Source organism: Terribacillus saccharophilus, from assembly GCF_002272745.1.
In the GTDB taxonomy this organism is placed as follows: domain Bacteria; phylum Bacillota; class Bacilli; order Bacillales; family Amphibacillaceae; genus Terribacillus; species Terribacillus saccharophilus_B.
Window position 1 is genome coordinate 183413 of sequence record NZ_NPBD01000007.1, and the last position, 13429, is coordinate 196841.

At 42.9% G+C, this 13429-nt stretch carries 10 protein-coding genes; 8 read left to right on the top strand and 2 right to left on the bottom strand.

The window, feature by feature from the left end:
- Positions 1-107 precede the first annotated feature (107 nt).
- The 6 genes from CHH58_RS08210 to CHH58_RS08235 all read left to right on the top strand — a co-directional run bounded on the left by CHH58_RS08210 (position 108) and on the right by CHH58_RS08235 (position 6717).
- Positions 108-1643: a glycoside hydrolase family 32 protein gene (locus CHH58_RS08210; protein WP_095262356.1), complete on the top strand. Its 1536-nt coding sequence runs from the start codon at positions 108-110 to the stop codon at positions 1641-1643.
- Between the two features lie 211 nt (positions 1644-1854).
- On the top strand, positions 1855-3078 hold the full coding sequence (locus CHH58_RS08215; protein ID WP_095262357.1) for an NRAMP family divalent metal transporter: 1224 nt from the start codon (positions 1855-1857) through the stop codon (positions 3076-3078).
- 21 nt (positions 3079-3099) lie between these two features.
- On the top strand, positions 3100-3822 hold the full coding sequence (gene pxpB, locus CHH58_RS08220) for a 5-oxoprolinase subunit PxpB (protein ID WP_095262358.1): 723 nt from the start codon (positions 3100-3102) through the stop codon (positions 3820-3822).
- Between the two features lie 13 nt (positions 3823-3835).
- The gene (locus CHH58_RS08225; protein WP_095262359.1) at positions 3836-4609 is read left to right on the top strand and encodes a LamB/YcsF family protein; all 774 of its coding nucleotides are present in this window, start codon (positions 3836-3838) and stop codon (positions 4607-4609) included.
- Positions 4602-5549 (top strand): biotin-dependent carboxyltransferase family protein, encoded by a 948-nt coding sequence (locus tag CHH58_RS08230; RefSeq protein WP_095232113.1) that lies wholly within the window; start codon positions 4602-4604, stop codon positions 5547-5549. Before CHH58_RS08225 ends, CHH58_RS08230 begins: the two co-directional genes overlap by 8 nt.
- 379 nt (positions 5550-5928) lie before the next feature.
- On the top strand, positions 5929-6717 hold the full coding sequence (locus CHH58_RS08235; protein WP_095227479.1) for a DUF6270 domain-containing protein: 789 nt from the start codon (positions 5929-5931) through the stop codon (positions 6715-6717).
- 94 nt (positions 6718-6811) lie between these two features.
- Here CHH58_RS08235 and ahpF read toward each other — a convergent pair whose 3' ends face one another.
- Positions 6812-8341, bottom strand: a complete 1530-nt coding sequence (gene ahpF / locus CHH58_RS08240; protein WP_095262360.1) for an alkyl hydroperoxide reductase subunit F — start codon at positions 8339-8341, stop codon at positions 6812-6814.
- A gap of 14 nt (positions 8342-8355) precedes the next feature.
- Positions 8356-8919, bottom strand: coding sequence for an alkyl hydroperoxide reductase subunit C (ahpC, locus tag CHH58_RS08245; RefSeq protein WP_095227483.1), 564 nt, complete (start codon positions 8917-8919; stop codon positions 8356-8358).
- A gap of 399 nt (positions 8920-9318) precedes the next feature.
- On the opposite strand from ahpC, the gene CHH58_RS08250 reads away from it, so the two are divergent.
- Both CHH58_RS08250 and CHH58_RS08255 read left to right on the top strand, forming a co-directional pair.
- The gene (locus tag CHH58_RS08250) at positions 9319-11304 is read left to right on the top strand and encodes a methyl-accepting chemotaxis protein (RefSeq protein ID WP_095262361.1); all 1986 of its coding nucleotides are present in this window, start codon (positions 9319-9321) and stop codon (positions 11302-11304) included.
- Between the two features lie 487 nt (positions 11305-11791).
- Positions 11792-13423 carry an alkaline phosphatase gene (locus tag CHH58_RS08255; protein WP_095227487.1) on the top strand — a complete coding sequence of 544 codons (1632 nt, stop codon included), beginning with the start codon at positions 11792-11794 and terminating at the stop codon, positions 13421-13423.
- Positions 13424-13429 lie beyond the last annotated feature (6 nt).

Sequence of the window (13429 nt, forward strand, 5' to 3'; positions counted from 1 at the left end):
ATCATAATCAGAAAAGGAAATGTCAGCATGATGGCATTTCCTTTTCATTCATTTCTAAATAAAAGTGTGGTGACGATACGTTGAATAGATTTAGAAAGAGGTGGACGATGCTTGGTGTGATGATTTTGCTCGTTGTGGCGGTGATTGCAGTTTTTGTGCTAATGAACGAGAAAAAGACTGAAAAACAAAACCCCGGGAAGGCGCAAACTATCTCTTATCGACCTGATTTTCATTTCAGTTCACCTGACAAATGGAAGAATGATCCGCAGCAGCCGATTTATTATCAAGGCAAATACCACTATTATTATCTCTACAACAAGAACTACCCCGATGGCAATGGCACTGAATGGAGGCACGCAACTTCAGAGGATCTAATCCATTGGGAGGATCATGGAGTCGCAATTCCGAAATATACGACAGATAACGGTGATCCGTGGACGGGGTCTGTCGTGCACGATAAGAACAATACAGCCGGGTTTGGTGAGGATGCACTTATTGCGATTGTTACGCAGCCGACGGGAGAATCAGGACAGCAGGAACAGTATCTCTGGTACAGCACAGATGGAGGGAATACCTTCAAGCAGGAAAGTGAGGATCCGGTACTTGCAAACCCTGGTACACAGGATTTTCGTGATCCAAAAGTGATATGGAATGAAGAAAAGAATAATTGGATTATGCTTCTGGCTGAAGGAGATAAAATTGGATTTTATGAATCTGCTGACTTGAAAGCCTGGACATTCACTGGAGATTTTCAAACAGAAGGAATTGGCGTACTCGAATGTCCGGATCTATTCCAGTTGCGCGCACCAGATGGTACGGTTAAATATGTACTTGGTATGAGTGCGAATGGAGAGGGGAAAGGTGAACCGAAAACCTACGCCTACTGGACTGGAGACTTTGACGGTGCAGCTTTTACGCCGGATGAAGATAATCCAAAATGGCTTGATTACGGTTTTGACTGGTATGGCGGAGTCACCTTTGAAGACGGACCATCAGAGGATAAGCAAGCGAAGCGGTATGCACTTGCTTGGATGAATAACTGGTCATATGCTGATCAAACACCTTCGATGAAATATGATGGATTCAATGGTACAGACTCCATTGTCAGGGAGATTACGTTGCAGCAAGATCAGGATGGTTATTATCTTGCTTCCCAGCCGATTGCTGCGCTGGATCAGCTTTTTCAATCCACGGACACAGTTGAGAATATAGGGCTTCAAAATGAAACGCAAACCTTGGATATCTCAGCGGAGACATATCGATTGGATGCTGACATTTCGTGGACAGAAACTCCAAACGTCGGGTTACGCCTGAGGGAATCGAAAGATCACTCCCGACATCTGGATGTGGGGATCGCCGTTGATGGGGCATATTCCTATGTGAATAGAAGGCACATTTCTAATCCGGATCAAGAAGGATCCTATCAGGAAAGCAAAGCACCATTTGATGCTGAAAAGAAGCAGGCGCATCTAAAAATTCTCGTAGATAAAACAAGTGTAGAAGTGTTTGTTGATGATGGGGAAGCTGTGCACAGTAATGTGGTATTTTCGCTTCCGCAAGATCAAGCGATTAGCTTATTTGCAGAAGAGGGCAGTGCTAAATTTGATAATATTTCTATAAAGAGATTAAACGAAACACAATAATAATTTTTGAAAAGGCCTTTTACAGGCCTTTTTTATATTATGCAAAATATCTTTTGTTATTTATATTTCTGTGTGAGGTTATTTTACATCTTGTGTAAGCAATTATCTTCGAGTTATAATGATTATTGTTTATTAAATATTTATGATAATGTATGGAAAGCAGTACATACTACAGATGATTTGTAAGAATCGTTACATAAGGGGGATTTACATGGCATCAAATGAAAAAGATTCAAAGCAGCAGCAGTCTTCTTCCAAAGGAAAATGGGGTGTCCTGTTAGGAGCTGCCTTCTTGATGGGCTCATCGGCAATCGGCCCAGGGTTCCTGACACAGACAGCTGTCTTCACTGAGCAATTATTAGCCAGCTTCGGCTTTGTTATTCTTATGAGCATCATTTTGGATATTGGGGTGCAGTTGAATATATGGCGGATTATCGCTGTTTCTAGAATGCGTGGTCAGGATATTGCGAATAAAGTATTGCCAGGTCTCGGTTACTTCCTTGCTTTTGCTGTAGCATTAGGCGGACTAGCATTTAATATCGGAAACGTCGGCGGAGCAGGACTAGGTTTGAATGTTATCTTTGGTTTGGACGCTCGAATTGGTGCTATTATAACTGGTATTATTGCAATTGGTATTTTCCTTTCCAAAGAAGCGGGAGCCGCAATGGATCAGATTGCCCGTATTCTTGGAGTCGTAATGATTGTTTTGACTTTGTACGTGGCGTTCCAAAGTGATCCGCCTGTCGGAGAGGCAATAACACGTACGTTTGCACCGACAGAACTTGATGTATTCGCCATTATCACACTTGTAGGTGGTACAGTCGGTGGTTATATCACATTTGCTGGTGGTCACCGACTGTTGGATGCAGGTATTTCCGGGAAAGAAAACCTGCATCATGTGACGAGGAGTTCGGTTACAGGTATTTTAATTGCTTCGATTATGCGGATATTCCTGTTCCTAGCTGTATTGGGTGTGGTAGTGACAGGTGTGAAATTGGATGCATCTAATCCTGCGGCCACAGTTTTCCTGGAAGCCGCTGGAACAATTGGATATAAGATGTTCGGTCTTATTTTATGGGCTGCTGGTATTACGTCTGTAATTGGTGCTGCATATACATCTGTTTCTTTCTTGAAGACATTATCAAAGCGTGTAGAGCGTCATCAGAAACTTGTGACAATTGGATTTATCATCATTTCAACGATTATCATGGTTTTAATAGGGCAGCCAGCAACATTGCTTGTCATTGCAGGTGCAGTGAACGGTTTAATTTTGCCGATTGGTTTAGGTGTACTATTAATTGCAGCCTATAAGAAATCAATCGTTGGGGATTATAAGCACCCATTGTGGCTCACAATCTTTGGTGCGATTGTGTTTATCGCAACGGCCTACTTGGCAATTGTTACGCTGATTGATAAAGTGCCGCAGTTGTTCTAAATCGAGAAGGAGGTCCTAAAAATGAAGCTTACCTATCATCCGCTAGGAGATACGGGCATTCAGCTCGTTTTCGGACAGACGATCTCAGAGGAAACAAATCAGAAAATCCGGTTGTTCGCGGAGCTGCTTAAGGCGGAGCAAATCGAAGGCATTATTGAATGGGTACCAGCTTATACGACTTTATCCATTTTTTATCGTCCTGATAAGATCCGCTATCAAGCGCTATTGGAACAACTGGAGCGTCTATATGAGAATATCCAAGGAGGAGTGGCAGATGCTGCTTCTCTTGTTTATGAAATTCCTACCTATTATGGTGGGGAGACAGGTCCTGATTTGAATTTCGTTGCGGATCATAACGGTCTGTCAGTCGATGATGTCATTCGCATCCATTCCAGTCAGGATTATTTGATTTATATGATGGGATTTGTACCAGGTTTTCCGTATCTGGGTGGCATGTCAGAAGAAATTGCGACACCGCGCCGTCGGGATCCTCGCCCGAAAATTGCGGCGGGTTCTGTTGGGATTGCAGGATCACAAACAGGTGTATATCCGCTCGAAACTCCCGGAGGCTGGCAGCTCATTGGTCAGACCCCAGTGAAATTATATGATCCAGAACGTGAACAGCCGATTCTCTTAACTTCTGGTCATTATTTGCGGTTTGTTCCGATTTCGAAAAATGAATACGACTCGATTGCCGAAGCGGTTCGTCTTGGGGAATATAAGATTAACAGTAAGAGAAAGTAAGGAGGGGACTGGTATGAAGACGATTGATTTGAACAGCGATTTGGGCGAGAGCTTTGGTGCCTTTACAATCGGTAATGATCAGGAAGTATTGAAATATATATCATCCGCCAATATTGCGTGTGGATTCCATGCGGGTGACCATAATGTCATGCTTGAAACAGTTAAAATTGCAGCAGAACTAGGCGTAGGTATCGGTGCTCATCCAGGATTTCCTGACTTAGCTGGGTTTGGGAGACGGGAAATGAAGCTGTCTCCGGAAGAAATCTATAACCTAGTTGTTTACCAGGTAGGAGCAATCCAAGGAGCAGCGAAGGCTTGCGGTACCTACGTTCAGCATGTGAAGCCGCACGGAGCACTATATAATATGGCATCTAAAGACTCTGCTATTGCTGAAGCTATCGCGAAAGCAGTCCATGCAGTTGATCCGAAGCTGGTGCTGTTTGGTCTGGCAGGCAGTGAGCTTGTACGTGCAGGAGAGAAAGCGGGACTAAGAGTTGCGCAGGAGGTTTTTGCTGACAGGACCTATCAAGCAGACGGCACGTTGACACCTCGTTCTCAAGCGAATGCTATGATTCACGATGTGACAGTAGCGGTTGATCGTGTCATTCGTATGATTCAAGAAGGAAAAGTGACTGCTGTTGATGGAACGGATATAGCTATTCAAGCAGATACGATTTGTGTACATGGTGACGAACCGGAAGCGCTGCGATTCGTCCAGCAGCTCCGCGAAAGACTTCAGGCAGAACAAATTACGATTCAGAATATTGGAGTCGGGCATCATGAGTAAAAAGCTATTTCAAGTGATCAAGCCCGGACTAATGACGACGTTTCAGGATCTTGGCCGTACTGGCTACCAGGAATATGGTGTGGTTGTCGCGGGTGCAATGGATGACTTTTCGCTGCAAATTGCCAATCTGCTTGTTGGAAATCAACGTAATTTGGCAGGACTGGAAGTAACAATGATGGGGCCTGTTCTCAAAGTACTAGAGGATGCCGTCATTGCGATAACTGGTGGGAATTTGTCGCCTAGAGTGAATGGTCAGCCGGCTCCGATGTGGAAGAGTTTTGCCGTGAAAGAGGGTCAGCTGATTGAATTCGGTCAGCCGCTGGAAGGGATTCGTTCTTATATCAGCGTGGCGGGCGGATTTGACTTGCCGGCAGTGATGGGCAGCAATTCAACGTATTTGAAGGCGAAAATCGGCGGTCTGAACGGACGTGCTCTTGAAAAGGAAGATATTCTGTATGGTAATGAGAATGTTCAGGCAGTAACGGGGAGATCCCTTCATTACGATGAAATACCTAAGTACCATAAGGAAGTCGCTGTACGAGTCGTCTTAGGACCGCATCAGGATGCCTTTGCAGATGAGGCTATCAAAACATTCCTGTCATCCAACTATGAGATCACTCCTCAGTCAGACCGTATGGGTTATCGTCTCAAAGGACCTGAACTGACGCATAAAACCACCGCTGATATAATCTCGGAAGCCATTCCGCTGGGCGGAATTCAGGTGCCTGCCAATGGTCAGCCGATTATTTTAATGGCGGACAGGCAGACAACAGGGGGATATACAAGGATAGCGACAGTGATTTCTACGGATATTCCGTTGTTAGCGCAAGCAGCGCCGGGAGCGCACATTCGTTTCAAAGAAGTCGGAATGGATGAAGCGCAGGAGCTTTATTTCAAAAAACAAAAAATTGTTAGTGTACTTGAGAAGATAATTCTGTAGGAGAAGAAGATGTTTGCGGACATCTTCTTTTTCTGTGAAGATAATGCACGGAAATATAAATAAAAGCTAGGATTAATCAGCGTATAACTTATCAATGGTGTAACAATGATAGTAATGTGATCTGTGGTGGGTTTTGCAGCTGGATTGCTAATGATATCGAGTGGAATTTGCGAGAATGTCTAGAGAAATGATGTGCATTGTATGTTGTGTGCTTTCTCCCAGTCGTTCTGAGCACCTTTGCTGACATCCTATCCATAGTAATCACATGACAGAAAAGGCATTCCCTATGCTCAGAAAATAAAATAGCTATACAGAATGTATCAACTAATCTCTTTTTAATCCGATATATAAGTAATAATTGTATTTTAAGGAGAAAATAATGACAATTAAAATAGCCAGTTATGGCTCTTGTATCACTAGAGATAATTTCAACTCCAAATTGAATAAAAACTATAAAGAGAGGTATGAATGTGTAGCGACCTCTTTGCATGCATCTTTAATAAGTCTTTTTTCACAGGAATTTACCTATGACGGGACTAAAATTGATTTTATTGATGAAGAAAATGTGCATAATGAGGCTGATAAGCTTAAGACCATAGAAGAATTAACCAAAAGTTTCTTTCATGATTTAAAAGTAAAACAGCCGGATTATCTGATTATGGACTTCTATACAGATGTCTTTTTAGGGGTGTTCTTCTCGCAAGATCGTTTTTTTACAAACAATGGTTATATTAGCAAGACTTCATTCTTTAATGAACTGCCGGAAAAGTTCCATTTGAAGATTGAAAGAAGTCCTTCTGACTATTTTGGTTTATTGTTGCCATCAATAGCTAAATTCATGGATTTCTTAAAAAAGGAAGTACCAAATTGCGAAGTGATCATTAATAAAGGGAGATTCAGCAATCGTTTGTTAGATTCAGAGGGCAAAGTTTCCTATCTGCCTTCTTATCAACATTATAATGATATTTGGGATAAGCTTGATAACTATATGATTTCAAAGTATGACTTGAAATTTATAGAGCTGGATCATCAGAAGTACTACATTTCTCCGAAGCCAACTATCGGTTGGGATGTATTCCAATTACATTATCATGATAATTATTATCATGATTTTCTTGAACAATTGAATACAGTTACTCAGATTGATAAAAATGCAGAGGTTAATTGAGGTTTACTAAGACTAGTGTGTTTTGTCTGTGAAAGAAAATTATATCAAGAAATAAGCGTGCGGCTGACCACAGCTGCACGCTTTCTTCTATTAATTAATTCCGAATTAAATAATCAAATGCACCAAGCGATGCGGTCGCACCAGATCCCATAGAAACAATAATTTGTTTATATGCAGTATCTGCACAGTCTCCTGCTGCAAATAGGCCAGGGACATTCGTTTGACCGTGTTTATCGACGATGATTTCTCCCATTGGAGTGCGCTCAACGACGTCAGCGAGGAATTCTGTATTCGGTACAAGGCCGATTTGGACGAAGACACCTTGCAGGGCAACGTGTTTTTCTTCGTTTGTGTCGCGTTCAACGTAGGTGATACCGTTGACGTTTTCGTCACCAGTGATCTCCGTTGTTTGGGCGTTTGTAATGATAGTTATGTTTGGCAGGCTATAAGCACGCTTTTGCAATACTTCGTCTGCTTTTAATGAATCGGCAAATTCAAGAACAGTAACATGGTTTACGAAACCAGCCAAATCAATGGCGGCTTCGATACCGGAGTTACCGCCGCCGATGACAGCGACGTCTTTTCCTTCGAATAACGGGCCATCGCAGTGTGCACAGTAGGCAACACCTTTGTTCTTGAATTCCTGCTCGCCAGGAACGTTGATATTACGCCAGCGCGCACCTGTGGAGATGATGACGCTCTTACTTTTCAGTGTCGCGCCGTTTTCCAGCTCAAGCTCGAACAAATCGTTTTTGGCGATTTTCGTTGCCTTTTGCAGGTTCATCACATCGATGTTGTATTCTTTCACATGCTCTTCCAGGCTTGCGACAAGCTTTGGACCTTCTGTTTCCTTAACAGTAATGAAATTCTCGATGCTCATCGTATCCAATACCTGACCGCCAAAGCGTTCCGCTACGATACCAGTGCGGATTCCTTTGCGGGCAGCATAGATAGCTGCGCTGGATCCAGCTGGACCGCCGCCGACAACAAGAACGTCATATGGATCTTTGTTATCGAACTCAGATGCGTCTGCACTAGAGCCCATTTTTGCTAGCATTTCTTCAAGAGTCATCCGGCCGCTGCCGAAGTTCTCGCCGTTCAAATAAACAGTCGGAACTGCCATGATGTTCTTGCTTTCTACTTCTTCCTTAAAGGCTGCACCATCGATCATCGTGTTTGTGATGTTCGGATTCAGTACGCTCATCACGTTCAATGCTTGCACGACATCAGGGCAGTTGTGACAAGTCAAGCTGATATAAGACTCAAAGTGGAATTCACCTTTAATGTTCTTGATCTGGTTGATCAGCTTCTCATCAACTTTTGGTGCACGACCGCTTACCTGCAAAAGAGCGAGGACGAGCGAAGTAAACTCATGGCCAAGCGGAATACCAGCAAAAGCAACGCCAGTATCCTCGCCAACACGGTTCACGGTGAAGCTCGGGGTACGTGTAAGTTCTGCTTTTTCGACTGTGATCTTAGACGACATAGCTGCAAGCTCTTCAACTAGAGCAAGCATTTCCTTAGAAACGTCGTCTGCACCAGCGCTTACTTTAAGAACGATAGGGTTCTCCATAAGCGCCATGTATTGGTTTAATTGAGCTTTAATGTTTGCATCAAGTACCATATTCAACGCACTCCTTAGATTTTGCCTACAAGATCCAAGCTAGGTGTTAGTGTTTCAGATCCTTCTTCCCATTTCGCAGGGCAAACTTCACCTGGATTCTGGCGCACGTATTGTGCTGCTTTGATTTTGTTCACAAGTGTGCTAGCGTCACGGCCAATTCCGTCTGCATTGATTTCAACAGTTTGGATTACGCCATCTGGATCGATGATGAATGTACCACGATCAGCAAGACCAGACTCTTCATTCAAGACATCGAATTGACGAGAGATTGCTTGTGATGGGTCACCAATCATTGCATATGTGATTTTACCGATTTTTTCAGAGCTGTCATGCCAGCCTTTATGTACGAAGTGTGTATCTGTGGAAACGGAATATACCTCTACACCAAGATCTTTAAGTGTGCCGTATTGTCCTTGAAGGTCTTCTAGCTCAGTTGGGCATACAAAGCTGAAATCTGCAGGGTAGAAGCAAACTACGCTCCACTGACCTTTGAAATTAGCTTCTGTAACTTCGATGAATTCACCGTTTTTGTAAGCTTGTGCTGTAAATGCTTGTACTTCTTTGCCGATAAGTGACATAAAAAAATAGCCTCCCAAAATAAATTAATAACTAGAAACTTAGAATTACTTAGACATAATCATTCTAAATTTATATTTATTAGTAAGAGTAGAATACTAGAAGAGTTGTGTCAAGGGATTATGTGAAGTCTGTCACAATGGAAATAGCGGAATTACGCAGTTTCTCCGCTATTTGAAGGTATGGTTAAATTTATGTGACATTAATACTGGATGAGAGTTTTATATAGCTCATAGATGTTGAGCTTTTGTCAGTTGGTTCTCTTTTTTGAGAAGATGAGAATAAGTTATTGGTAATTATTGTTTCTAAAGATATTGTCTTTTGATATCTAACTTCCCCCTCCATTAGCCGATAAAGAAAATAACAAGTTGTTAGCAGCTTAGTAAATTAGGGGGAATACTATGAAACGCATCTTAGAGAAGAGCAGAGTACGGCTTACTATTAGAAATAAGCTTATCTTTTCCTTCATCATCATTCTACTTATACCCAGCATTCTGATTGGTTTCTTGGCGTATCAGAGTGCAAAGAAGGAGCTATCAGCTCAATTGATCGGAAGTGCATCCAGTAACGTAGATGTACTGAACAGTATGATAGACGATACAATTCAGCCAAAGATACATGATATTGAGTTCTTTTCCAGTCAAATCAGATCTGAGTTATATGATGGTATGGAAAGCCCGGAGATACGGCAAAAATTAGAACAATATGCGGAGCTGCATCCCGAAATTGAGCTGGTATATGTCGGAACCGAAGAAGGGTTGATGATTCAGTCCCCAGACCTGGAGCTTGCAGATGATTATGATCCGCGTGATCGTCCTTGGTATCAGCAGGCGGAAGATAAAGCCGGCCAAGTGGTCATAACAGAACCATATGTATCTTCCTCGACTAATACGTTAGTAGTAACTATTGCACGGACAACCGAAGATAACAGCGGTGTCATCGGTATGGATATTACATTAGGTAATTTGGAAGAGACATCTAAGAAGATACACATTGGGAAAGAAGGATATACTTCTATTCTAGATCAGGCGAAACATATCATCGTCCATCCGACAGAAGAAAAAGGTTCTGAAGCAACTGCTGATTATCTTGTCCGGCAATTTGAGAAGGAAAATGGACAATATCACTTCGTGCAGGGTGCTGACAAACAGGAGCTTGTTTACACGACGAATAAACTGACAGGCTGGAAGGTTGCTGGTGTGATGTCTGCTTCTGAGATAGATGATGCAGCAGCACCAATTCTATATACGATGTTAATCGTATTAGCCGCAGCACTCATTGCTGGAGGGTTCCTTGTCTTTGGTGTTGTCCTTTCTATCATTAAACCGTTAAATAAGCTGAAGCAGACTGCTGAACAAGTGAGTGGCGGCGATTTGCGTGAACGGATAGAAATCCATTCTAAGGATGAACTAGCTGAGGTTGGAGAGGCATTCAATACGATGACGGATAACCTGAGCAGTTTGATTCAACAGATTGATACTGACTCTGGTCAGCTGGCAGCATCATCAGAGGAGCTGCTGGCAAGCTCAGAGCAGACGACCTCTGCAACCGAGCATGTAACGACAACATTGCAGGAGGTAGCGGGAGGAGCAGATACCCAGCGGGTGCACGTCGAACAGAATGCGCAGGCAATAGGTGAAATTGCGATCGGCATGGACCGCGTGGCAAACAGCTTGACTGCGGTATCGGATTCAACGAAGCAGGCAGCGAGCTTAGCCGAGGACGGAGAGTATTCCGTCAATCAAACAGTTGAACAGATGAAACATATCTATGCTTCTGTGAATGAATCGAATACTAGAATGCAGGAGCTTGAGACAAGTTCTAAGAAAATAGGAAGCATTACAGATGTGATAGTTGGTATTGCTGATCAGACGAATTTGCTGGCTTTGAATGCAGCTATAGAAGCTGCACGTGCTGGGGAGCAGGGCAAAGGCTTTGCTGTAGTTGCTGATGAAGTAAGGAAGCTAGCTGAGGAATCACAGCGCTCGGCAATGCAAATCACAGATCTCATTCAGCATATCCAGTCTGATACAGTGCAGTCTGTCAAAGTGATGGCGCAGACAGCACGATACGTAGAAACAGGACTGCAGGCCACAGATGAAACGACGACAAAGTTCAGCCAAATTAAAGACAGCATCTTTACAATATCCCCGCAGATCGAGGATATCTCCTCGATCACCGAGCAAATAGCAGCAAGCGTCCAGGAAATGACTGCTAGTGCAGAAGAGCTTGCAGCTATTGCAAAAGAGAATGCTGCGGCATCGGAGACAATGGCAAGTACGACAGAAGAGCAACTAGCCTCTATGGAGGAAATCACAGCATCAGCACACGCCTTGTCTAATTTGGCCGAGGAGTTACAGGAATTACTGACGAAGTTCAAATTATAAATCGAAAAGCGACCCGGAAAGGGGTCGCTTTTTTTATAGAAAAGAGTGGTATGACACTTAGAAGAAGTATCTAACGATATTAGGGTAAACATTTTGGTTCAAAAAATATGTTGATATGACATTAACTATGATGATTTTTGGATAGGTAATTATAACTGGAATATAATAAAGGTGAGATTGGATGGGTGAATTATACTACTCTAAACATTCTCTTAAAAAAAGGGGATATTGATGATTATATACAGATGAAGTCAGTATTTATATTATCAAAAATAAGGATAAATCCCTATTATAAAAGTATTCATCTTCAATTAAATGCCCTTTTTCTTACATATTACCCATTATATTAATTAACGATAGCTTTATATATCATTAACATCCCATTAACAATCAGCCTATACAATTACTCTCGTACACGAACTAATTCTATTAACTTTTAGTTGCGTTAGTGGAGGTTATTATAACTTATGATATGGGGGAATGAGAGATGAAGCTAAGCAAAAAATTACTTGGTATGACGTTAGCGGGGACACTGGCGGTCGGTTCAATCGGTTTGACGAACTTGGAGCGGGAAGAGGTAGAAGCGAAAAAGGATCCGAAGGTGAAGAATGTCATTGTACTCGTTAAAGATGGTGTGAGCTCTACAACAACAACGCTATCGAGATGGTACAAAGGTGATGATTTGGCAATGGATCAGATGGCATCTGGTGGTGTGCGTACATATTCTGCTGAATCTGCTGTTACGGATTCTGCTCCTGCCGGTACGGCGATGGCTACTGGTAATAAAACGAATGACAAATTTGTCGGAGTCCTTCCGGAGAAGATCGCTTCTCCAGGAGTGGATGAAAATCTGGCAGATGACCCGTATCGTCCAGTGACGAATGTGCTGGAAGGGGCGAAGCTGAATGGTAAAGCGACGGGTATCATTTCAACATCCGAAATTCAGCATGCAACTCCTGCAGCTTTTTCATCTCATGCAGACCATCGTTCGCAATATGATAATATCGCTGAACAGCAAGTCTACCAGAATATCGACGTTGTCCTTGGCGGCGGAAAGGAATCCCTTGAAAACGGCAACCGTGATGATGGTGAGGATCTGCTGGGGGTAATAGATGACAAGGGCTACGATTATGTTGAAACAAGAGATGACTTGCTTGATTCCAGATCAAAGAAAATTTGGGGCTCGTTTGCACCAGCTGCACTAGCTTACGATATGGATCGGGAAGCAACAAAGCCGGAAGAACCAACATTGGCAGAAATGACGAAGAAAGGCATTCAGACATTGTCTAAAGATAAAGATGGTTTCTTCCTAATGGTAGAAGGCAGCAAGCCGGACTGGGCAGCGCATGCTAATGATCCTGTCGGTATGATCAGCGATACATTGTCATTTGATGATGCAGTCAAAGAGGCATTGGATTTCGCGAAGAAAGATAAGAACACGATGGTCATCGCTGTTTCTGATCATGGTAATAGCGGAATCTCTATCGGAAATGAAAATACGGACGGCACATATTCTTCTACACCAGTATCTGCCTATGTGGATCCGTTGAAGGAAGCAACTATGACGCTGGAAGGTGCTATGTCTCAGTTGAATGAAGATGGATCCAACCGATTGGAAGTTGCGGAGCTTTATGGTATTACAAACCCGACTGCAAAAGAAAAAAGAGCTATTAATAAATCGGAAGATCTTGGAGGAACATTGGTAGACCTTCTGGCGCAACGGGCAAACCTTGGTTTCACAACTGGCGGACATACGGGTGAGGATCTGTTCCTATATTCCTATGGCCCTGGAAAACCGTCTGGCATAATCGAGAATACGGATATTGCACATAGTGCGGCTGACGCGATGGGCTTCAAGTTGGATAAGCTGAGCAAGAATATGTTTGTTGAGGCAGAAGAAGCGTTTGGTAAGTGGGGCGAAGTGAGCATCGATTCTTCCGATGCAGCGAACCCGGTATTGGTCATAGATAAAGGACGTAAAAAAGCAGAATTCCCTGTGAACAAGAATGTCGTTATTGTAAATGATCGTGAATATGAACTGGACAGTGTAACAGTTCAGAGCGGCGGTAAGTTCTATGTTCCGAAGGATGCTGTGAAGATTGTGAAGAAAGCGAAGTAAATGGAA